Source organism: Flindersiella endophytica (genome assembly GCF_054779015.1).
Window position 1 is genome coordinate 1 of the sequence record NZ_BAAGYY010000046.1, and the last position, 21,402, is coordinate 21,402.

20 protein-coding genes are annotated in these 21,402 nt (G+C 66.0%); 10 read left to right on the forward strand and 10 right to left on the reverse strand.

The annotated features are described in order from the left end of the window. The 4 genes from ACYVF6_RS46210 to ACYVF6_RS46225 all read right to left on the reverse strand — a co-directional run. The coding region (locus tag ACYVF6_RS46210; protein ID WP_460533657.1) for a hypothetical protein at nt 1-277 on the reverse strand (277 nt) is incomplete at its 3' end. Between the two features lie 511 nt (nt 278-788). Beyond that, nucleotides 789-911 (reverse strand): hypothetical protein, encoded by a 123-nt coding sequence (locus tag ACYVF6_RS46215; RefSeq protein ID WP_460533660.1) that lies wholly within the window; start codon nt 909-911, stop codon nt 789-791. Between the two features lie 419 nt (nt 912-1,330). Further along, entirely contained in the window at nt 1,331-2,602 is a 1,272-nt protein-coding gene (locus ACYVF6_RS46220; RefSeq protein WP_460533663.1) for an MFS transporter, read from the reverse strand. A 259-nt stretch (nt 2,603-2,861) separates the two neighbouring features. After that, on the reverse strand, nt 2,862-5,804 hold the full coding sequence (locus ACYVF6_RS46225) for an AfsR/SARP family transcriptional regulator (protein WP_460533666.1): 2,943 nt from the start codon (nt 5,802-5,804) through the stop codon (nt 2,862-2,864). Nucleotides 5,805-6,400: 596 nt separating this feature from the next. Here ACYVF6_RS46225 and ACYVF6_RS46230 point away from each other — a divergent pair. Beyond that, on the forward strand, nt 6,401-7,141 hold the full coding sequence (locus tag ACYVF6_RS46230; RefSeq protein ID WP_460533669.1) for a thioredoxin domain-containing protein: 741 nt from the start codon (nt 6,401-6,403) through the stop codon (nt 7,139-7,141). A 92-nt stretch (nt 7,142-7,233) separates the two neighbouring features. Further along, nucleotides 7,234-8,694: a benzaldehyde dehydrogenase gene (locus ACYVF6_RS46235; RefSeq protein ID WP_460533672.1), complete on the forward strand. Its 1,461-nt coding sequence runs from the start codon at nt 7,234-7,236 to the stop codon at nt 8,692-8,694. 132 nt (nt 8,695-8,826) lie between these two features. Here ACYVF6_RS46235 and ACYVF6_RS46240 read toward each other — a convergent pair whose 3' ends face one another. Next, nucleotides 8,827-8,991: a hypothetical protein gene (locus ACYVF6_RS46240; RefSeq protein WP_460533674.1), complete on the reverse strand. Its 165-nt coding sequence runs from the start codon at nt 8,989-8,991 to the stop codon at nt 8,827-8,829. 469 nt (nt 8,992-9,460) lie between these two features. Here ACYVF6_RS46240 and ACYVF6_RS46245 point away from each other — a divergent pair, with 469 nt between their 5' ends. Next, on the forward strand, nt 9,461-9,589 hold the full coding sequence (locus tag ACYVF6_RS46245) for a hypothetical protein (protein WP_460533677.1): 129 nt from the start codon (nt 9,461-9,463) through the stop codon (nt 9,587-9,589). A gap of 35 nt (nt 9,590-9,624) precedes the next feature. Here the strand turns inward: ACYVF6_RS46245 and ACYVF6_RS46250 are convergent, their stop codons facing one another. Next, entirely contained in the window at nt 9,625-10,875 is a 1,251-nt protein-coding gene (locus ACYVF6_RS46250; protein ID WP_460533680.1) for a glycoside hydrolase family 1 protein, read from the reverse strand. A gap of 681 nt (nt 10,876-11,556) precedes the next feature. Between ACYVF6_RS46250 and ACYVF6_RS46255 the strand changes: the two genes are divergently transcribed. After that, the gene (locus tag ACYVF6_RS46255; RefSeq protein WP_460533683.1) at nt 11,557-13,500 is read left to right on the forward strand and encodes a glycoside hydrolase family 31 protein; all 1,944 of its coding nucleotides are present in this window, start codon (nt 11,557-11,559) and stop codon (nt 13,498-13,500) included. Beyond that, entirely contained in the window at nt 13,497-14,735 is a 1,239-nt protein-coding gene (locus ACYVF6_RS46260) for an MGDG synthase family glycosyltransferase (protein WP_460533687.1), read from the forward strand. The genes ACYVF6_RS46255 and ACYVF6_RS46260 overlap by 4 nt, the downstream gene beginning before the upstream one ends. Before the next feature lie 198 nt (nt 14,736-14,933). Here ACYVF6_RS46260 and ACYVF6_RS46265 read toward each other — a convergent pair whose 3' ends face one another. Both ACYVF6_RS46265 and ACYVF6_RS46270 read right to left on the reverse strand, forming a co-directional pair. Continuing rightward, nucleotides 14,934-15,824 carry a hypothetical protein gene (locus ACYVF6_RS46265; RefSeq protein WP_460533690.1) on the reverse strand — a complete coding sequence of 297 codons (891 nt, stop codon included), beginning with the start codon at nt 15,822-15,824 and terminating at the stop codon, nt 14,934-14,936. Between the two features lie 305 nt (nt 15,825-16,129). Continuing rightward, the gene (locus ACYVF6_RS46270; RefSeq protein WP_460533693.1) at nt 16,130-16,381 is read right to left on the reverse strand and encodes a hypothetical protein; all 252 of its coding nucleotides are present in this window, start codon (nt 16,379-16,381) and stop codon (nt 16,130-16,132) included. Between the two features lie 379 nt (nt 16,382-16,760). On the opposite strand from ACYVF6_RS46270, the gene ACYVF6_RS46275 reads away from it, so the two are divergent. Together ACYVF6_RS46275 and ACYVF6_RS46280 are read left to right on the forward strand one after the other, a co-directional pair. After that, nucleotides 16,761-17,627: a class I SAM-dependent methyltransferase gene (locus ACYVF6_RS46275; RefSeq protein ID WP_460533696.1), complete on the forward strand. Its 867-nt coding sequence runs from the start codon at nt 16,761-16,763 to the stop codon at nt 17,625-17,627. Nucleotides 17,628-18,077: 450 nt separating this feature from the next. Beyond that, a complete protein-coding gene (locus tag ACYVF6_RS46280; RefSeq protein WP_460533699.1) occupies nt 18,078-18,278 on the forward strand; it encodes a hypothetical protein in 201 nt (66 codons plus the stop codon). A 114-nt stretch (nt 18,279-18,392) separates the two neighbouring features. Here the strand turns inward: ACYVF6_RS46280 and ACYVF6_RS46285 are convergent, their stop codons facing one another. After that, on the reverse strand, nt 18,393-18,617 hold the full coding sequence (locus tag ACYVF6_RS46285; protein WP_460533702.1) for a hypothetical protein: 225 nt from the start codon (nt 18,615-18,617) through the stop codon (nt 18,393-18,395). Between the two features lie 10 nt (nt 18,618-18,627). Between ACYVF6_RS46285 and ACYVF6_RS46290 the strand changes: the two genes are divergently transcribed. Both ACYVF6_RS46290 and ACYVF6_RS46295 read left to right on the forward strand, forming a co-directional pair. After that, on the forward strand, nt 18,628-18,903 hold the full coding sequence (locus ACYVF6_RS46290) for a hypothetical protein (protein ID WP_460533705.1): 276 nt from the start codon (nt 18,628-18,630) through the stop codon (nt 18,901-18,903). Between the two features lie 138 nt (nt 18,904-19,041). After that, nucleotides 19,042-19,806: an arginase family protein gene (locus tag ACYVF6_RS46295; protein ID WP_460533708.1), complete on the forward strand. Its 765-nt coding sequence runs from the start codon at nt 19,042-19,044 to the stop codon at nt 19,804-19,806. Between the two features lie 104 nt (nt 19,807-19,910). Here the strand turns inward: ACYVF6_RS46295 and ACYVF6_RS46300 are convergent, their stop codons facing one another. Beyond that, nucleotides 19,911-20,198 (reverse strand): hypothetical protein, encoded by a 288-nt coding sequence (locus ACYVF6_RS46300; protein WP_460533711.1) that lies wholly within the window; start codon nt 20,196-20,198, stop codon nt 19,911-19,913. Nucleotides 20,199-20,354: 156 nt separating this feature from the next. On the opposite strand from ACYVF6_RS46300, the gene ACYVF6_RS46305 reads away from it, so the two are divergent. Continuing rightward, nucleotides 20,355-21,251 (forward strand): IS5 family transposase, encoded by an 897-nt coding sequence (locus ACYVF6_RS46305; RefSeq protein WP_460533714.1) that lies wholly within the window; start codon nt 20,355-20,357, stop codon nt 21,249-21,251. Nucleotides 21,252-21,402 lie beyond the last annotated feature (151 nt).

A 21,402-nucleotide genomic window follows, 5' to 3' on the forward strand; every position in this document is an offset into this window, starting at 1 on the left:
CGACGTCGAGGCGCGCCTGATCTGGACCGACGACCCGACGCGCACACCCCACCCTGACCCGTGGAGTTTCTGACACCGAATCTCTCCCGAAGTCGGCGGCAACCCATCGACGCGTGTCGAGTTCACGTACGACGTCGGCGATGTAGACGTCGTGGATGAGACGCAGGCCGGCCGCGTCAGCGATCGTCCGGACCTCGGCGACCTCCCCGTCAGGGAGCCAACAACCCTCGGGATCGTCGGTGCCGCCGCTCGCACGGCCGGACTGGTACCAGAGCATGTCGAACTTGACGACTGGGGGACGTCCGGTCGTTGTCTAGGCGACTGCACTGGACGACCCTGCTCGCGTACCGGCATGGCTGTTTCGATGTCGACAGAGTCGGACAGGTTGCGGCGGGCCCGGCTACAAAGGAACGGGTGGCGGTCTCCGCTTCTTCTTCAGCTTCGGGTCGGCCTCGGACCTCCCTCACCCAATCCGCACCTGGACAGCGAGTTCCGGAGGAAGGCCTGGACTGGGCGCAGGAGATCTGGACGAAAGGCCGGGACATTGGACATCCGGTCTATCTCCGCGGTGGCATGGGTACCCGGCTGTGGTATCACCTTCGCATGCGCGTCCAGGCGCTTGACGTCGAGTCGGAGAACCCGTTGATCGCCGACATCACGGGTGTGATGTCGGCGATGTCGATAGCACCGTCAACTGCTGGCGGCGTTCGCCGTTAAAGATCGCGGTCCCGATTTCTCATGTCGATCCTCCTATCGACGTCCGGTTTGATGGCGGACACCCCGGCTCGCTAACTGCTCGCCTGCACGGCGCTGTCGTAGACCGACTCCTGGCCGCTGCACAAAGCGATCGACTCGGCGGCGGTAGGCGCCTTGAGGTACGGGCCATAGCGCACGGTGTTTCGTCCGGTCACTCCGTTATGGCAGTACGCAACGGCGCGGAACGAGCCGGCGTTTTCGCCACACCGAGCCCATACGTATTGACCGGACGGGACTATGCCGTCGTAACAGGCCAGATGGCCGTGGGGTGGACCTCGGAAGCGGCAGCGCTCGCCATCGGCACGACGGACATTGGCATCGCGATCAGGGACGCCACGACGGCAAGCCGCCGGACTGCTGACCGCATGCTTACTCCTTGTCTGTGTGTCAGATTGAACAGGCTCAGTGAGATGTCAAGCCAGGCTAGGCTCAGAGGAGGGGCGTAGCCATTCCCAAATCTCACGAGTGCGGCTCATGCGCAGACTCCTTTCAGCTGCGCTCTGAATCTGAACTATCTCAGACAGGGCTGGCGCCCCTCTGGCGTCCTGCTAGCGCGAACCTTGAATTCACCGTGTCAGGACGGCTGCGGGATGGTGCGAAGCCGTGAAACCGGGGACAGGAGGACGGGGATGATCGAGCCGGCGTAGCCGATGGCTCCGAGCCAAAGGGTGGGGTGCATGCCGATGGTTTCACCGAGGAGACCTCCGGCGAGGCTGCCGAGCGGGAGCGCACCGTAGACCACCGTCCGGCAGCTGGCGTTCATCCGGCCGCGGATCTGCGGTGGTGTCACCGCTTGTCGAAGGCTGCCGATGACCACGTTGGAGTTGGCCAGGCCTGCTTGCACGATGAAGAAGCTGGCCGCGCACATGGCGACCACGACCACCTCCGTTCCGGCCGCCGCGGGCAACAGGAAGACACCCAAGCCGCCCGCGAGCCTTGCACCGACCACGATGGACCCGAGGGGCCAGCGGCGGGTGATCACGTTGGACACCGCCGCGCCCAGCAGCCCGCCGGCGCCAGTGGCCGTCAGAACGAGGCCGATCAGCCCAGGGCTGAGGCGCAGCACGTCGACGGCGTAGACCAGGAAGACGGTCTCGGTGATCAGCATGAAGAAATTCCCCACCCCGGCCATTATGATCGTCGGACGGATGTAGGGGTGGCCGAATGCGAACCGCATGCCCTCCAGCAACTCACGTCCAACGTGCCGCCGAGAGCCTTCGCCAAGCTGAGGCTCCGGTTCGCGGTACCGGATTCGGGCCAGCGAGACGAGTCCAACCAGGTAGGAAACCGTGTCCACGACAAGCACGACCGGGGCGGTCAACGCTTGCACCAGCAAGCCACCGGCGCCAGGCCCACTCACTTCGGCAGCGGCCGTGCTGACGCCGCACTTCCCCATTGCGTCGACCAAACCCTCGGGTGGAACGAGGCCCGGCACGTACGACATCCAGCACACCTCGAACAACGCCGCCCCGGCACCGATCGCGAACACGATCACCGTCAGCAGCCGCATGTTCAGCAGACCCAGCACGACGAGCAGGGGCACCGATGCGACCAAGATGGCTCTCGTCGCGTACGTCCACATCATCAGTGGACGTCTGCGACTTCGATCCGCCCATACTCCGAAGATCGGTGTGAGCAGCAGGAACGGCAAGTACTCGGCGAACCGGAGCAGACCGAGTTCTCCGACCGAGGCGTCCAGCGTCAGCACGGCCAGCAAAGGCATCGCGACGAACGTGACCTGAGTGCCGAACTCCGACACTGTTTGACCGATCCAGTACGCGGCGAAGTCCCGGTTTCTCCACAACGACCTTCGGCCTGCCGCCTTCGGCACGTCGACTTGGCTCACTGGTCTCCAACCCATGATGACCGGCGCGCGGCCGATGTCGGCACCCGGCGACGGCGCGGGAACCCCGCGCGCCGATGGAGAACGGGAACGCGGCCGTTCCCGTTCTCTCCATCGGATTCAGATAGACGCCATATCGGACCTGGCAGCTGCACTTACAATTCGCGGGTCTTGTTCATGAGACCCATCGTCGCGGGCAGGGCTGGCGCCGCACTAGCGCCGCACTAGCGCGAGGGGACGCAGCCCGGTGAAACCGGTCTCGCTATCTGGTAGAAGACCGGTTCAACTCCTCCATCTTCGTACGCACGAGGTCCGCCGCTGGGTGTTCGAGCTCGCGCCAGATGGTCAGGGCCTGTCGCCAGCTTTCCCGGGCTGCACCGTGGTCGCCCGCCGCCTGCTGGCTGTCGCCCAGGTGGGTGAGTGTGTCGGCTTCGCCGCCGCGGTCTCTGAGGCGACGATATCGCTGGATCGCCTGCTGGTAGCACCTGCTGGCTTCGGCGTGGTCTCCCAGACACTCGTGGACGTAGGCGAGGGTGTCGAGTGTGGCGGCCTGGCCGGACACGTGGTCCAGGGCTTCCTGCAATGCCAGCGCCTCCCCGCAAAGCAGGAGCGCCTGCGCGTGCTCGCCCAGTTTGGCGTGGCACCACGCTGCCCCGTTGAGCGCACTGCACTGTCCACGCTTGTCATCGGCGCGGCGAAACAACGTCAACGCGCTCATCGCGTGGGTCAGCGACTCCGCATACCGGCCTTGCGCCTGCATCATGAAGGCGACCGTGTAGTGCGTGTGTGCCTCGCCTGAAACATTGTGCTCTTTCTGGTAGAGCTCGAGTGCTTCACGAAGGTGCGTCATACCGTCCTCGATCCGGCCGACATCGTTGTAGGCCTTGGCAAGGTCGAGGTGGATGTCTGCGCACACAGCCGGCTCGCCCAGCCGTTCGGCCGCGTCCAGAGCCAAGCGCTGCACCACGACCCGGTCGTGTCGGTGCCCGCGCCGTTTCAGGAAGTCCGGCAGCGCCCACGCCAGCCGCCAGACCTGGGCATCGAACCCAGTGGCTGCGGCCTGTTCGATGGCGGCCAACAGGACGCGGCGTTCGGCATCCAGCCAAGCCATCGCCTGGTCGTAGTCGTCGAGGGATTCGGGCACGACTCCAGGCATCGGTGGGCTCACCTGAATACGGTCACGGCGAGGCGCGATCAGAAACGCGGCAGCGCAAGCCGTCTGCAGGTAGTGGTCGTACATCCGCTGCCGTGCCTGGTCGCGATCGGACTCCGGTTCAGCGCTGGCGAGCTCGGCCGCGTACGCACGCAGAAGGTCGTGGCAGGTGTAGCGGCCCGGCCGCTGCTCGTTGACCAGGTGTACTCGGGTTAGCTCGCTCAGCAGTCCCCGTACCTGGGTCAGCGGGCGTCCGACCAGGCTAGCGACCGCGGGCGCGGAGATGTCGGGTCCGTTGTGCAGGCCGAGTTGCCGGAAGACCTGGGCCGCCTGCGGACTCAGCAGCCGGTACGACCACGAGAAAACTGTTCGGACGTCAGCACCGGCGTCCGTGCTGGCCAACCCGTCCAGCACACCGGCGGAACTGCTCAACCCGTCGGCCAAGGCCTGCAGCGAGAATCCGGGATGGGTGGCGGCCTGGGCGGCGACCATCACCAATGCCAGCGGAAGCCGGGCACATGCCGCGATGATCGCATCGACCGCCTGCGGCTCAGCGTCTGTCCGTTGCCAGCCGAGCCGCCACGCCAGCAGTTCACGTGCTTCGTCGAAGGTCAGCAGATCGAGCAGGAGTGGCCGGGCGGCCTCGGCGCCAACCAACCCCGCGAGCTGGCTACGGCTGGTGACAATGACAAAACAACCAGGCGCACCGGGCAGGAGCGATCGGACCTGGTCCGTGTCGCGGGCGTTGTCCAGCACCACCAGCATCCGTCGGCCTGCCAGCAAGCTGCGGTAGAGGCCTGCCTGGGCGTCGAATCCCTTCGGTATCCGCCCGGCCGGCACACCCAGAGCGTCCAGGAATCCGCGCAGCGCTTCGGCAGGCGACATAGGCCGGTCGGAGGGGTGGAAGCCCCGCAGGTCTACATACAACTGGCCATCGGGGAAGCGGTCGGCCACCCGGTGCGCCCAATGCACCGCGAGCATGGTCTTGCCGACACCCGCCATACCCGAGATAGCCGAGATCACCACTTCGGGTGATCGCGCCGTCTCCGACTCCGCCGCCGGCAGGGACTCGATATTGGAACGCAGCAACGCCTCCAGTCGTGCCAGGTCCTGATCGCGGCCGGTGAACCCACCGATCGCGACGGGCAGTATGCGCGGCTTCACACAACCCACGGCTGAGACTGCCTCGGTCCCAACGCCCGCGGCCACGAACGGCGGAGCCGAGATCTCACCGGGCATGTCATCGTTCAGAATTTGCTGGTGCAACTCGCGCAGCGGCTCGGAGGGCTCGATGCCGAGTTCGTCGTCGAGCAACCGGTACAGCTTGCGGTACAGCTCCAACGCATCCGACTTCCGTCCGCCACGAGCCAGTGCCAGCATCCTCAGCTGCCAAAGCGCCTCACGCATCGGATACCGGATGAGGAGCGACTCCAGCTCGCTCGCGACCGAGACGTACTCGCCCATCGCCAACTCGGCGCCAAGGCAGCCCTCGACAGCGTCCAGCCAGCGTCCGCGCAGCAGGCTCGAACACTCACGAACCGCCGGCGCGTCGACAGTTTCGAACGCCTCACCACGCCATAGCCCCAGTCCGCCACGATACGCCGCCGACGCTGATGCGAAGTCCCCCGCCCGTGCTGCCTCCTGTCCCTCGGCCATCGCGCGGTCGAACCGGTCCAGATCCAACAGGCCCGCGGGAATCTCGAGTTGGTAACCCTCCGGGCGGGTAACCAGCTCGATCTTTGCACCGACCGAATCCAACAACTTGCGCAAGCGGTAGACGCACGACTGCACCGTCGCCCTCGCCGTCGAGGGCGGATCCCCCTCCCACAAGTGGTCGATCAACCACTCTCCGCTCACTGACCGGCCGCGCTCCACCACGAGCAGAGCCAGCAGCGCCCGCTGCTTCGCTGCGGCGATACCGATCGAGCGGCCATCGGAGTACAACTCAACCGGGCCGAGAACCCGCAGTTCCACACAACACACCCTCGTACACCTCCGATCCGGCGACAGGGACCATCTTGGCGCTACGTCGATCCACCGTCCACCATGCACGGGCCACACACCGGATGACTACCGAGCAGGATCAACGCCGAATGGTTGGTGAACCGGACTGGCGTCCGGTGGAGTTGGCTGCCAGGGCGTCTGAGGCAGCGATCGTCAGCAGGTGCATCGCAGACCTGTTTCGAGCCGACTCCCAGGCATCTGGAAGCCTGCGACCGCTCTACATTGAGGGTACGTAGAGCACGGAGCGGTTTCTCATTCTCGTCGAGAGCGTAGTCGATTGCCTGGACGCGGAAAATCGTCGGAGCCAGAATGGACCGGCACAATCAGGAAGGTTTGCCGGCATTCCGGGTGCGGCAGTCCACGAACGTCTACTGGAACGACTCATCGGTCGATCGACCGATGAAACTGGCTGGCATCGACCTCGAAGCGCGACTGGTCTGGTCAGAAGACCCGACACGAAAACCCCATCCTGACCCAAGGGGGTTTCTGATGCCGAACGGTCCAGTGGTGCGCTCGAGGCGGACGCACCCGACGTCGCCGCGCTAGCCCGGCGCCAGCACGGCGCCAGCGGCGAAGGCCACGCTGCCTTCGCGGATATCGGGACCATCTTCCTGGATTGTGAAGACCGTTGAGTGGAGTCGACCATGAACGATCGCTCAGAGTCGCGGGGCTTGCCACCGGTGGTGGACCGGGCCACGTGGCAGGCAGCACGAGACGCCCTCCTCGTTCGGGAGAAGGCGCACACCCGCGAAGGGGACGCGATCGCGGCGGAGCGCCGGCGGCTGCCGATGGTGGAGGTCGACGCCACCATCGAGGTGATCGGCCCGGACGGTCCGGTCCCGATCCTCGACGTCTTCGAAGGCCGGTGGCAGCTCATCGCGTACTTCCACGCCTGGTGGCCCGGCCAACCCGCCGCGGAGCAGTGCGAGGGCTGTACGTTCTTCAACAGTCAGGTCCGCGAGCTGTCCTACCTCCACTCCCGCGACGCCACCTACGCAGTCCTGTGCAAGGGCCCGTACGAGGCGAGTGTCCGTTACCGCGACTTCCTGGGCCTGGACATGCCGTGGTACTCCGTGGAGAAGACGGCGCCGCAACTCCTCGAAGGTCGTGACTGGCAGCGCCACCACCTCGTCTGCTACGTCCGCGACGGCGAGCGGGTGTTCGAGACGTACTACACCGGCGGTCGCGGCGTCGAGATCATGGCACCGACCCACGGCCTGCTGGACATGACCGTCTACGGACGCCAGGAGACGTGGGAAGACTCCCCGGAGGGCTGGCCCCAGCCCTGGGGCGACGCCAGGAACCCCCAGGTCTGGCGAGCGAACGGACGTCCGATCGCCCAGTGGTCCCGGATCGAAGCCGGCCACTCCGACAAGCTGACCTGAAGGATCAGCCGAGCGCGTACTGCTGGCCTGTGACCACCGCCTGTTGACACCCACCGCACTTGGCGCAACCTGACACCGGCAGAGGACACGTCATGACCCTTCTCGATCCAGCTCGCTGGACGGCTTCGATCTACAGCACGAAATGGACCCGCGCCCAAAGAGACGCCGCGGTGACCGAACCCGCGACAGGTGCGGAACTCGGCCGGATCGGCCTGGCCACCACGGAGAATGTTGCGACGGCGACCGAGGCGGCGGCTGCCGCGCAGCCGGTGTGGGCTACAACGTCGTTCGAGGAGCGAGCCCGCGTTGTCCGGCGTGCTGCTCAGGTGCTGGAAGAGCATGCCGAGGAGATCAAGGGCTGGTTGAAGCGGGAGGCCGGCGCCACGGCCGGGATGGCCGACTTCACGCTGCACCTGAGCATCCAGATGTGTTACGAGGCGGCGGTTCTGCCGTCCCAACCGCTCGGTCAGGTCCTGCCGTCGGCCGGGCGCCCACTCAGCCTGGCCCGCCGCGTGCCGGCCGGTGTGGTGGCCGTCATCGCGCCGTTCAACGCGCCGACGGTGCTGGCAATCCGGTCGGTCGCGCCAGCGTTGGCGCTCGGCAATGCCGTTGTCCTGAAGCCTGACCCACGCACATCCGTGGTCGGCGGCGCGTTGTTCGCCGAAGTCTTCGAGGCGGCTGGGCTGCCGCCCGGGCTGCTGCATGTCCTACCGGGTGGCGCGGACATCGGGGAGGCACTGGTCACCGAGCCACGCGTGCGCGTGATCTCCTTCACCGGCTCTACCGCTGTCGGCCGGCAGGTCGCCGAGGTCGCTGCCCGCAATCTCAAGCGTGTTCATCTGGAGTTGGGCGGCAACTCCGCGTTGATCGTGCTCGACGACGCCGACCTCGACCGCGCGGTCTCGGCCGGTGCGTGGGGGTCGTTCCTGCACCAGGGACAGATCTGCATGGCCGCCGGCCGGCACCTGGTACACGAGTCGATCGCGAGCGAGTACGTCGAACGCCTTGCGGCCAAGGCCGAAGCGCTACAAGTCGGAGATCCAGCCAGCAACGACAACGCAGCGCTCGGCCCCCTCATCGACGAGCGGCAACGAGACCGCGTGCACTCGCTGGTCACCGGCAGCGTGGCAACTGGTGCCCGGCTGGCCGCCGGCGGGACCTACGACAACCTGTTCTACCGGCCAACCGTGCTCACCGACATCACCACCACGATGCCCGCATACGACCAGGAGGTCTTCGGCCCGGTCGCACCAGTCCTGTCGTTCAGTAATCCAGACGAGGCGGCCGCCCTGGCCGCGGCCACGCCGTACGGGCTGTCGCTCGGAATCCTCACCAGCGACCCGCTGCGGGCGCTCGCGCTCGCCGAACGGATTCCCAGCGGGATCGTGCACATCAACGACCAGACCATCGACGACCAGCAGGTCGTACCATTCGGCGGTGTCGGCGACTCCGGCACCGGTTCCCGATTCGGCGGCGCGGCAGCCAATCTCGAAGCGTTCACCGAAACGCAATGGGTCACCCTGCAACGGGAGATCACCGCATACCCGTTCTGACCACCACCTTCGCGGCTCCGCGAACAGTAGCGCCGCCAATCCACGAAAGGGCGCCCCCGGCCGCAGAGAAAGGGCCGGGGGCGCCGTCGAAGAAGCCCAGGAACCGGGGGGCGTGGTCCCGTGGCTTCCGGCTTAGTCGTGCGTCATGTCCGCGGGACAGTCGTGCGTCATGTTGCACCCGGTTGGCGCGAAGTCGTGCGTCATGGGAGGCGGCGGCGGGTCGGCCGACGCGGTGCCGGCTCCGACAACGAGCAGAGCCAGCGTGGCGAACCCGCCGGCCACGATGCGCTTCGTCATGAAGATGTCCTTTCGGGAAAGAGTGCAGGACACGTGCAGGTCAGACTTGCCACCAGACCTCAGCAGAAGTCTGGCCTCCTTCTTGCGCCACCCAGTCTGGCACCGCCCGCTGGCGCAACGCTAGCGCCAGCGCGCCAGATGGCCTGCGACAGCACCCGATGTCACATTGACATTGCTATGGGTTCATAATATATCCGCCGATAGCATGTGCGTGTTTTTCAATACGCCTGCGATATACCGCGACCGCTATGTTGAACCAGCACCCGCTCCGGACATAGAGAGCAATACGTGGTCCACGACGGAGAATGGACTCGGTGTTCGGTGTTGCGAGGCGCCGCGATGATGGCGGGCACGGCCGCGTTCGCGCCGCTGTGTACAGCCACTCGACCGTCGCCTACCCTGCTACCCGAAGGAGGTCCGCCTCGGCAACGCCACCGCCAACGAGGCCTACTGCGTAACGAACCCAAACATGCAAGTCACCTGGCACTACTGCTACGACGTATGGGGCGACTTCGCCCACAGCTTCTTCAAGCCCTACAACCTAACCCTCGACTTCACCGACATAAACCTCTGCATCGCCCGTGGCAAAGCGGCCTAACGGACAGGGGCCCGTCCGAACGCTGGTTCGGTGCGTCATGCACTCTGGTCAGCCTCAGTCCCTTGCTCTGGGATCGAGTTGGCCCGCGCGATCTGGGCGTACGTTCGGCCGCTGGGTTTGACCGTTCGGCGCAACGAGTCGCGGTCGACGGCGATCAGGCCGAAGCGCATGGAGTATCCGTGAGCCCATTCGATGTTGTCCATCGAGCTCCAGTGGAAGTACCCGCGTACGTCGACTCCTTGCTCGATCGCTTTCCATACCTCGTTCAGCATCGCCGGCAGGAACTCCTGGCGGAGGGTGTCGTCGGCTGTGGCGACACCGTTCTCGGTGATGTAGATCGGTTTGCCGGCGGATCGCAGGTCCTCCAACGCGAGTCCCAGCCATGGTGGATGGATCACCCAGTCGAAGTCGCTGACCGGCAGGCCGGGCGGGTTGGTGCGGTGGATGAACGCCTCGCCGGGATGGCGGAGCGAGAACGACACCGCGGATCCGCTGTAGTGGTTGAGGCCGATGTAGTCGCCGGCCGAGTCGACCACCCGCCGCAGCCGTGGTCCGTCCGGCCATCGGCTCATCGCCGCGTCGGCCACCCGGGCGGCAATGCGGTCCAGCCATCTGCTGGTCTTCGGCACCATAAGCCACTTGTGCTGCGCCAGCCCGACCGGAACATCAGGGGTCAGTTTCTTCAACTCCGCGTAGGCGGATTCGTGTGCCCGGCGAAGGTGGGCCAGCACCCTGAACATCCCCAGCACATCTCCGGTTTTGCCGGGCGGGAACTCCCCTGTCATCCAGCCTTGGTAGGCGTAGATGCTCGGCTCGTTGATCGTGCACCAGAAGGACACCAGATCGCCCAGCTCCACGGAGATCCGGCGGACGAACGGCAACCAGCGGCTGACGGCGCGCCGGTTCGGCCAGCCGCCCTGTGCGACGAACCATGCGGGCGAGGTGAAGTGGTGCAAGGTGACGACGGTGGCGATGTCGTGTTCGCGAAGATTGGTGAGTACGGCGCGGTAGTGGTCGATTACTTCCTGGTCGAACCTTCCGGGCTCCGGCTCGACTCGCGACCACTCGATCGAGAGCCGGTGCGCATTGGTGCCGAGTTCGGACAGCAGCTTGACATCCTCATCGAAACGGTTCCAGTGGTCGCACGCGACGGCCGCGCTGTCGCCGGTCTTGATGTGCCCTTGTTGTTCCCAGGTCCACCAGTCGTTGTTGTGGTTTCCGCCCTCGACTTGGTGAGCGGCCGTCGACGTGCCCCACAAGAAGTGATCGGGAAATGAGCGCGACATTGACAAATAGTCTCACTTCACGAATCCGGTTTCAAGGGAAGTATCGGTAACGCCATCAGACTTCCGTCCAGATACCGCACGGTCGTCGCTTTTCCGCTACTCCAGCCTGGAGTCTCGTCTAGCAGATAGCCCATGGATTAGATCGTCCAGAAAGGAATCGCGCACCGAATGGAGACCATGCCTAATTCGACGGCTGTCAGACCTCGTCCCAGCGTTACAGCACAACCCGAAGGAGCGGGACACTCCGAGCCTGGTTGGACCCGCCGCTTTCGCCGTCGACCTGGTGAGACATACACGGATCGGCTGCGTGGGCTGCTGAGATCGGCTCGGCAACTTGGGCTGGCGAACGGTGCACGGGCGTTGTGGTACTCGTTCTATCGCACCCGAATCGACGCGGCTGATCGGCAGCGTTGGTTGCCAACAGCGGGAGCGCCGCGAACACCGGGCCGTCTGCAGAAGGTCGAGGAGGTCCGCGGCGGCGCGCGGTTCTCGTACGCCAGAGTTGAGCTGAGCCTGCGACTGCTTGCCGGCGGTGGACTGTTCGTTGGATGGGACGGCGCTGAGCCCTCGCCGTCCTATGCACTCGAGCCTGATGGCGGTACACCGGAGTTCGATGCAGAGGCCACGGTCACCCGTTTGGTTGGCTGCTGGGCAGTGGCTGGTGCCGATCTCACCGTAATCGTGGACTCCGAAGGAGGCCTGGCGTTCGAGAATCCGTCGGGAGCGGTCTTCCGCCGCGACTCACCGCCACGCTGGGAGGGTGCGGCCTGGAGCCACATCACCGACCTCACCGAGGGCGTCGTCGTAACTGGACTCGGCGGCCGCAGTAGCCGGCTCGACCTTTCCGGCCGGTCCTACCGCCTGTGGAACACCGACCCTCAGATGAGCACCTACGGACGGAACGAGGACCCGTTGTCGTTGTCGATCCCGGTCTACACCGTTGTGGCGGACGGCCAGAGCCATCTGGCCTTCTACGACAACAGTTTCGACGGCGTAATCGACATAGGCACACAGACCGGCGCCCAGATCAGTACCCGGTTCACCGGCGGGCCGCTGCGCTACTACGTCTTTCCTGGAACGCCCGCCCAGGCCATCCAGCGGTACACCGCGCTGACCGGCCGGCCGACCCTGCCTCCACGCTGGGCTCTGGGCTATCACCAGTCGCGCTGGGGCTACCAGAGCCAGAGCGAGGTGCATCGGATCGCAGGCGAGTTCGCCGAGCACGGGCTGCCGCTGTCGGCGATCTGGTTGGACATCGACCACCTGGACGCCAACCGGCCCTTCGCGATCGACCAGCGACGCTTCCCCGATCTGGACGGCCTGGTCACCGAGCTCGGCGAACACGATGTCCACCTCGTGTGCATCGCCGATCCCGGCATCGGGCTCACCCCTGAAGACCCCACGTACAACAGCGGGTTGGACGCCGACGTCTTCTGCCGGACCAGCGACGGTGAGATCGTTCGCGGCGTGGTCTGGCCCGGCATCGTCGCGTTCCCCGACTTCACTTCGGCGAAGACCAGACATTGGTGGGGGACGCTGTTCGAGGAGTACCTCAAGCTGGGCGTCGGCGGCTTCTGGCAGGACATGAACGAGCCATCGTCCTTCTCCGCATGGGGCGACGGAACATTGCCGCTGTCCACCCACCACGACCTGGACGGCCGGGGCGGCGATCACCGCGAAGCACACAACGTCTATGGCCTGTTGATGAATCGCGCCGCCTACGAGGGCCTGCGCGACCAGCGTCCCGACCAGCGCCCGTTTCTGCTGTCCAGATCAGGCTTCGCCGGCCTGCAGCGCTACGCCGGCACCTGGACCGGCGACATCGGCACATCCTGGGACGGGCTGCGCATCAGCTTGACGTTCACATTGGGACTTGGTTGTTGCGGGATTCCGTTCTCAGGGCCTGACGTCGGCGGCTTCGACCGGCATCCCACCCCGGAGATGTTCCTACGCTGGTTCCAGCTCGCCGCGTGGCTGCCGTTCTTCCGCGTCCACTGCGCCTCCCTGCTACCGTCCCGCGAACCATGGACCTGGGGAACCGACGTCCTCGAGTTGACCCGCAAGGCGATGCGGGAACGGTATGAGCTGCTGCCCTACTGGTACACCCTGGCCTGGGAAGCCCATCGCACCGGCGCACCCTACGTCCGGCCGATGCTCTGGGCCGACCCCGACGATCCACAGCTGCGTCGCATCGAGGACCAGTTCATGCTCGGCGACGCACTCCTGATCGCGCCCATCCTGCACGAGGGCATGCGAGAGCGCACAGTCCGGCTGCCCCGCGGCACCTGGTACGACCGACGCACCGGCGCCGTCCACCACGGACCCGCAATGGTATCTGTCGAAGCCGGGCTCGACACCACACCGGTGTTCGTCAGGGCCGGTTCGGTCATCCCCGTAGAACATGATGGGAGGATCGAGCTGCACGCCTACCTACCAGGTGGTGTTGACAGCACGCCCGAGCCCGGAGGACGCCTGATCTCCGATCCAGGCGACGGCTACGCCGAGCCGATCGAAGAGCGCTTCGACATGTGTTTGGACGCCGACAACAAGCCGTACGTGTCCTACGACGGGCCTGCCGAGTCCCTGCCTTACCACATCGACTGGCAGCCATGGAGCCAGCTGTGAACGACGGCGCCCCGTCCGAGAAACCCTTCGCCGACGAGCAGCACTCCCGTGCGGCATCCTCGGACCGTCACCTGAGCTCAGTATCGAAGAAGGGCGACCCGCCCTCGATCCTGATTCTGTTCTCCGACACTGGAGCCGGCCACCGCGCCGCCGCGCGCGCCCTCGAGACTGCCCTGCTCCAACTGAACCCATCGGCCCGCGTCGTACTGGCCGACCCGCTGATCGGGCCGGACAGCCGTTGGCTGTTACGAAAGGTCTGCTCCTCCTATTCGGCACTGGCGAAAAGCTCCACATGGGGTGTGTTCTACCGCGGCACCAACTCCCGTCCAGTATTCCCGTTCGTTCGTACGGTGATGCGCACACAAGGAAGAGACATCGCCGTCCGGCTGTTCGAAGCGCACGACCCGGATGTCGTCGTCTCCGTCCATCCGTTGCTGAACCACGTAAGGTTGAAATCCGGCAGGCAGCCGGAACGAGAGCGGGGCCACATCACGGTGGTGACCGATCTGGCGAGCGTTCACCACGCCTGGGCGAATCCACTGACAGACCTCGTCTTCGTTGGGTCGCCACAGGCCGCCGACGAAGTACGCACGCACGCGGTGCCGCCAGAACACATCCGTCACCTCGGCCTGCCAATTCACCCCGACTTCCGGCCACCAGCAGCAGGCGAGCAACAGACCCTACGCAAGCGATGGGGACTGGATCCCCACCGGCCAACCATTCTGTTGATGAGCGGTTGGCACGGCAACAGGAATATTCGTAGACAGGTGGAGGCCCTGGCCAAGGAGTTCCATCCATGGCAGGTCATCGTCGTCTGCGGACGCAACGACAAACTCCGCCACCGCCTTCTGGCCCAACCACTCGGCACGTTCCGCACTCCCCTGCTCGTGCTCGGCTTCGTCGACGACATCGCCGACCGCATGCGCGCCTCAGACCTCGTCATCACCAAGGCCGGACCGGGAACGATCGCCGAAGCACTCGCCACCGGCATCCCGCTCATCCTGACCGGACACGTAGACGGGCAGGAGAACGCCAACCTGCGATTCGTCGGAAACTACGGCGTCGGTGTCTACGTCCCACACACATCAGACCTACGCGAGGCCGTCGAAGCAATGCTGGGCAACCCCCAACAGATCAACGAAATGAAACAACGCGCCAACACCCTCGCCCGGCCAGACGCCGCACTCGACATCGCCCACCAATGCCTCGATCTGGCCAACCGCTTCAGACGTTAGTTCGCTGGCCAGGGCTCGCAAAGCGCGAAGCTACAGAACCTCCCTAACACGCCGTAGCGTAGCCAAACGGACACCAGCCAGGTGACGAAGACACCCGGCGTACAAGGCCATCCGTCCTGAGCGACCACTGAGCCCGAGCCCGACATCCCTGCTGCGGGCAGGTGCACTCGCGGCAGGTCGACGTCATGCTCGACGGGCTCATCGAATCCAGGACTCGGGTTCGCCGACGGTGAGCTCGGCGCCCCCTCCAGGGCACGGCACGCCGCCTTCCGGCACACCGCCGAGTTGCCGGACCAGGGCTGAGGAAAGTAGTTGGTACCACAGCGGGGCGGCAAGGTGATCGGGACCGATGAACTGGTGCGGACAGGTCAGGACGCGCCCTTGGAAGGCGGTGTAGTCGAGCATGACGCCGGCCCACTCCAGCCCATGGGCGAGTTCCCGGATCAGCTCCCGCCGGCGGCGCAAGTGGGCGGCCAGGCTGTCGCGCGTCCAGTCGCTCCTACCTTCGGTGAGCAAGACTCCGTATCCGTTCAACGTCCCAAGCTCAGCAGCAAAGGCACGATCGGCGAAGTCGGTGCTCAGCAGCATGACGCGGGTCGGCCGGCCACTCGGAGAACCCAGGAGATCATCCACAACCGCGTGGAGAGTCGACCACGAGAGCGGGATCTCCACACCGCTGCCTGCCACCGCGATCAGCTGATCCTGCTCCTGGCGCGCTTCGCGCAGCCAGGCCAGAGCCACCTCGACCAGTGCTTCGGACGGCCGCGTAGTGAACCTCGGTGCTCCCTCTGGCCGTGGGTCGTGCAGCCAGGTACGGACCAGCGGGGTGAAGCGGTCCAGATTGAGATAGCGGTCGCCTAGCCGGGCAGGCGCTTCGACCAGTGCATCGGTAATGCCATGGCCGGCCAGGACGTCCGTCAATGCTTCTGGCAGTCGGATCCGGTAGCTGGCCGGCAGGTCATGGAAGTCGATATGGATCAGGCGACCACCCGGGATCCTGACCGGGTCGGAAATAAAGGACGGGGATGGCGTCTCCTCCGAATTCGGCCACTCCTCCGGCCGCGGACCTAGATCCCAGATCGCCTGCACGACCGCAGACATCGCCGCGTCGAGCGCGACCAGGTCCTGCGTCCGCACAACGAACGTCACATCAATGTTGTCCTGGAGCTGACCTCTCAGGACAGGGTCGACCCGTATGGGCACGCCAACACACTCCTCGATCGGTTCGCCACGGGACTAGCGGCAACGGCTTGGCAGCCACGACGCAGAAGCCCAGAAACGGTATCCCTACCGCACTACCGTGGGCATTAGAAGAATGCGCTAACACCTCTCGTGCGAACGGCTGCCGCCTGATTCCCCACCGTCAGCCGGGCGGCTCACCGGGGCGTGTCCTGTCAGTGATCTAGCTTCTGGTCCGGTTTGAACCAGATGATCAACGAGATCTTGCGGAAATTGGGCGCGGGCACGCCGTGCCGGGACCGGCCCGAGACCCACGGGCCATGGAAGATCGCGCAGGAGCGATCACTGGTCCCGACCCAGACCGGAAGCCAGACAGAGGATGTGGTCATACCGGCTGCCGGCGACATCGAGACCTCGTTTGCTGGCGATCCGGTTAGCCCTTGGCGCAGGGCGGGATTGTCGTTCATTCGTAGCATGCGGGTGCCAGCACAGACGGCGTCAGTCGAAGAGCTTGGCCACCTTAGTATGCTCGTACGCTGTCCGTTTCTGCCCTGGGCAACCGCCGGGTAAGCGGATCCCCCACATGCACCCCAAGTTGATCCCCAAGATGAACCCCTGACGGATCCCTGCCGCCCAGCAGACCGGCCGCCCGGAGCACGGCCAACTGAGTCGCGGCGTCCTTCGGCGCCAGGCATCACACGCCGACGTCGATGGCAGGGCTTCGCCCGTACGGCGTGATCACGTTACAGTGCGGGTTACGGCGTGCTCGCTCGGAACGGCTTGGAAAAGCGCACGTACCCGTGTTACCCCTGGGCCGGGGTCGTCAGAACGCAGGGAGGGTCAGCAATGAGCAGCACCCCGAACGACATGTTCGGCGATGAGGTCGCTCCACCTGGAGTAGACATCACGCGGCCGAGCCCGGCACGGATGTACGACTACTACCTCAGCGGCAACGGGGAGTACAACTTCCGGGCAGACCGCGAGGCAGCCCAACGAGTCATGGCGCGTGACCCCGACATCCGGGACGCCGCCTGGGCAAACCGGGGCTTCCTGCAGCGGGCATCGTCCTGGATGGCTGGGGAGGGCATCGACCAGTTCCTCGACATCGGCGCCGGTCTACCGACGCAGAACAACACCCATGACGTGGTGCAGGCGGTTAACCCGCACGCCAGGATCGTCTACGGAGACATCGAGTCCGACGCGGTGCTGCACGGCCGGCAGCTCATCGAAGGCATCGACGGTGTCGACTACATCCAAGCCGACGTACGCGACGCTGCCTCGATCTTCGACAACCCGGTGGTCACTGAGAACATCGACCTGTCCCGACCGGTAGGTGTGCTGATCGTGGCCTGCTTACAGTTCGTCGCCGATCCGCCAGCCGCGATCCAGGCGATCATGGAGCCGCTCGCAGTGGGCAGCTATCTGGCGATCAGCCACCTGACCAGCGAGCATCAGGACCCCGGCAAGCTGGAGGAGTACCGCGAGATCTACTCCCGCACCAACACCCCGATCTTCTTCCGCTCACGCAAGGAGATCGAAGCGGCCTTCCACTATGCCGACGACTCGCCGATGCAATTCGTGGCACCGTACCAGGGCGCCGAGCCCGGAGTGTGCTGGGCAGGCCAGTGGGGCGCCGAAGACCCCGACGCCGCAGACGACACCGCCGGACGCTGGTGGTACGCCGGCGTGGCCCGCAAGGAAAAGCAACACTGAGCACCGCCAACGGTGCCGCAGGTCAGACCAGGCCGTGGGTCCAGGACAGGGCAGGAACTCCGCTGATCCAGTACGTGTGGCTGCGGTCGGTCACCTTCAGTCGAATCTGGTCGATGGCGGGCTGTCCATTGTGATCCCAGGCGAGGACAGCGGATTCGATCGCATCCCGTAGAGCGACTGATCCCTGGCGTAACGACCCACCGGCCATGCCGCTCTTCAAGCGTGGCTAACGACTCGCGTTGGATATCGAACATGTAAACGGTCTCGGTGCCGTCTTCTCCGATGGCATGGACGAGCTCGGCACGGGGGGCAACCAGTTGGGCGAGGAACGCGGGCATCCACTGCTCCAGCCGTGCCGGTGACAGCTTGGTCTCGCGCTCGCCGTCTGGGTAAGCCGCCCGTGTCTCCAGGTCACCCGAGACGGGGCGGGTTGCCTGGGAACGGGCGTGCATGAACGACGACTGGCCGATGATCCGCCGCGAGTGCCTCGTCTTCCTGGCCATGGACTTCGACCTTGCCGCCCAACGGCGAACGTTCGCCGACCGGGGCGGTTCACTCCAGCACGGCGCCAGCGCGGCGCCATCGCAATGTGGAGAATGGTCCACACAGGACCGGCTCGAGGGCGGCTTACCAACGCAGCGTCGATATTGATCCCGTGAAGGAGCTGTGCCAGCAGCAGACGGCTGGAGTCGACACGGCCGTGGTCAGGGTTACGATCTTCGATCCCGCGCTTGACATGGGCCATCCCGGCAAACCGGCCAAGCCTCAGATCCCCGTCACTGCGCGGCCCGCCGCCGACTTGCCGGCGCCTCCAGCTCCGGCGAGCGCCCGCGAGGCCTGCTCGGCAGCGCCCCGGCCGTTCGCGCCCAGATCGACGTGCCCCGACCCGACGCGCGCGGTCAACGCCACCGGGTCCGGCTCGAGCTGGACCTCGGTCCCCAGGGCCTGGGCGAGCACTCGTCGCGCCTCGTCCCCGCCGGGCCGCGTCACGCAGGCGCACGTGTATCGACCCAGCGCCCACCGACGACTTCAGCTCGCCCGGCGTACCCTCGGCGATCACCTTGCCCTGGTCGATCACGGCGATCCGGGACGAGAGGTGGTCGGCCTCGTCGAGGTACTGCGTGGTGAGCAGCACAGTCGTACCCTGCGCGACGATGATCCGGACGATCTCCCAGACCTGGTCGCGGGTCCGCGGGTCCAGCCCGGTCGTCGGCTCGTCCAGGAACAGCACGGCGGCCACGAACGCTTTCCGCGCGAGAAGGCCCGCGTCACCTGACGTACGGTTCTGGGCGGTCGTCTCAGCGAGCCGGGCTCGGAAAGCCGCCGGCTCCGGGAACCAGCGCCACGCAAGCCCTCACCACCAGGCGCCCCACCAGCTCGGAATGGATCGCGCGTCGGCGGGAAGGGGGAGGCGATGCCCACCAAGTTCGCCACGATCGTCGTCCCGTTCCATGTCCTCATCCCTGTGCCGGACGAGGAGCTCCCGATCTCCGGTGACCGCCGGGTCGAGCCGGAGCTCCCGGCCGGCGGCACGCCCTGGGAACGGCTTGCCGTCCTCTACGACGCGGTGGCGACGGAGGTCGCCGACGCAGCCAGCCCGGGCGCACCGGTCGCCGTGCTGTCCGGCGACTGCACCACCTCGCTCGGTACCGTGGCGGGGCTGCAGCGCAGCGGCCGGTTCGGCTCCCTGGGGATCGTGTGGTTCGACGCGCACGGAGACCTTCACACGCCCGGCAGCACCCGGACCGGCTACCTCGGCGGCATGCCGCTGCGCATGCTGGTCGGTGAAGGCGACCCGACCGTGGCCGCGCACACAGGCCTGAGACCGGTCGACGCCGGCAACGTCGTCCTCGTCGGCACGCGCGATCTGGAGCCGCCCGAACGCGAGTACCTCGCCACGTCGCCGATCCGCCAGGTCCCAGTCGACGCGGCCGCGCAATCCCTCCCGCGAGGGCCGCTCTACGTTCACGTCGACATGGACGTGCTCGATCCGACGCAGGTACCAGGCTTGCTCTACCCCGCCCGCGGTGGCACGGACCTCGCCACGCTCGCGGACGTCCTCTCCGCCGTGCTGTCCATCGGCCAGGTGGCGGCGCTCGGCATCGGATGCACGTGGACCGCCGGCCACGACGCGGCTCCCGTTGTCCGCGACTTCGTCTCCAGCCTCGTCACGACGTGAGGACGCCGCTGAGCCAGGCAAGCCATCGGGTATCGCCTGGGTAGCCATGGCCGTAGCAGCCATTGTCGGCTGCCCAGTGTTTCGCCTCGGCTGGGCTGCGGCCCTCAGCCGGTGTGCAGACCTGGCCGAGCTCGCCGGTGGCGATGGCGCCACGGATGGCGGGTGAGCTGGCATTTCCGAGATACAGCATGCGTGACCCCCTTGACGAGCAGGAGGTACGCCCCGCCGACCCAGACGGCCTTGACCAGCAGCTGCCCGCCGACGGTGGCCGCGGTGACGGGGAACCCGGCCAACCACAGGAAACCCAAGCTGTCCAGGGTCGCGCCGGCCAGCCCGGACACGGCGATCGCGGTCGCGCGCCCGTGTCGACGCAGCGGAACGTAGACAGCCATGTCGGTCAGCTCTGCGCCGGCTGCGGCCACTGCGCTCGCAAGTGCTAGGTTCTGTTGCGAAAGTGCTGAGGTGACCGGCGTGGCGTCTGGGCAGGGGTGAGGCCCCCTGTGTAACGCAGGTGGTGTCTAGGCATCCACATCACCGCAGGAGGCCTCGTGTCCACCCTAGATGCTGCGTCTCGTCATGACTTGACCGATGTGCGGTGGTCGTTGCTGGAGCCGTTGTTGCCGGTGCCGGCATTGCGGGGTCGTCCTTGGCGGTGGCCGCTGCGTGGCCTGGTCGACGGGGTGCGGTTCCGGGTTCGGGTCGGGTGCCCGTGGCGGGACGTCCCGCGAGCCTATGGCCCATGGTGGCGGGGTCTATGCACTGTTTTCTTGCTGGCAGCTGCTGGGCGTCTGGAACGTATCGAGGCGGCCTTGGTGGCTGCGGCGGACGCGGCCGGCAAGGTCGAGTGGCAGGTCTCGGTCGACTCCACCGTGTCCAGCACGGCCCGGGCGCACGTGCACGCCGCCGGGGCCCGGCGCGACAGCAGCCACCGCATTCCTGACGAGCCCGACCACCACGCACTGGGACGCTCCAGGGGTGGCTGGTCGACCAAGATCCACCTGGCTTGCGAGCAGCATCGCCAGGTGCTTGCGCACCTGCTGACACCGGGGCAGACCGGCGATTCACCGCAAATGATCCCCGTCCTGCGACAGATCCACCTGCCGCGGATCGGACCTGGCCGGCCGCGGACTCGACCTGATCGTGTCCTGGCGGACAAGGCCTACTCTTCCCGGAAGAACCGGGCCTACCTGGCTGGCCGCGGGATCAAGACGACCATTCCCATCCCGGCCGACCAAGCCGCGCACCGGCGCAGGCGCGGGACCGCGGGCGGACGACCACCCGCATTCAACCCCGAGATCTACAAGCAACGCCATGCCGTGGAATGCGGCATCAACGCCCTCAAACACAAACGCAGCATCGCCACCCGCTACGACAAGCTCGCCGTCCGCTACACCGCAACCATCAACGTCGCCAACATCGACCGATGGCTCCAACGACTTACGTAACAGGACCTAGGTGTACTCGGCTGACTGGTTCATGTCAGTCGGTTGATCGGGTGTGTTTCGCTAACGGTGTTTCCGGCGGCTTGTTAGTAGGTCTCCGCAGCCGGGAACCGGTCTGCGAAGGTGATGGAGAACGCGTTCAACGCCGGCTTCC

Coding starts and splice junctions, on each gene's coding strand:
- ACYVF6_RS46230 (WP_460533669.1), top strand. CDS start 6,401: ATGAACGATCGCTCAGAGTCGCGGGGCTTGCCACCGGTGGTGGACCGG.
- ACYVF6_RS46235 (WP_460533672.1), top strand. CDS start 7,234: ATGACCCTTCTCGATCCAGCTCGCTGGACGGCTTCGATCTACAGCACG.
- ACYVF6_RS46240 (WP_460533674.1), bottom strand. CDS start 8,991: ATGACGAAGCGCATCGTGGCCGGCGGGTTCGCCACGCTGGCTCTGCTC.
- ACYVF6_RS46245 (WP_460533677.1), top strand. CDS start 9,461: ATGCAAGTCACCTGGCACTACTGCTACGACGTATGGGGCGACTTCGCC.
- ACYVF6_RS46250 (WP_460533680.1), bottom strand. CDS start 10,875: ATGTCGCGCTCATTTCCCGATCACTTCTTGTGGGGCACGTCGACGGCC.
- ACYVF6_RS46270 (WP_460533693.1), bottom strand. CDS start 16,381: ATGAACGACAATCCCGCCCTGCGCCAAGGGCTAACCGGATCGCCAGCA.
- ACYVF6_RS46275 (WP_460533696.1), top strand. CDS start 16,761: ATGAGCAGCACCCCGAACGACATGTTCGGCGATGAGGTCGCTCCACCT.
- ACYVF6_RS46280 (WP_460533699.1), top strand. CDS start 18,078: ATGAACGACGACTGGCCGATGATCCGCCGCGAGTGCCTCGTCTTCCTG.
- ACYVF6_RS46295 (WP_460533708.1), top strand. CDS start 19,042: ATGCCCACCAAGTTCGCCACGATCGTCGTCCCGTTCCATGTCCTCATC.
- ACYVF6_RS46300 (WP_460533711.1), bottom strand. CDS start 20,198: ATGGCTGTCTACGTTCCGCTGCGTCGACACGGGCGCGCGACCGCGATC.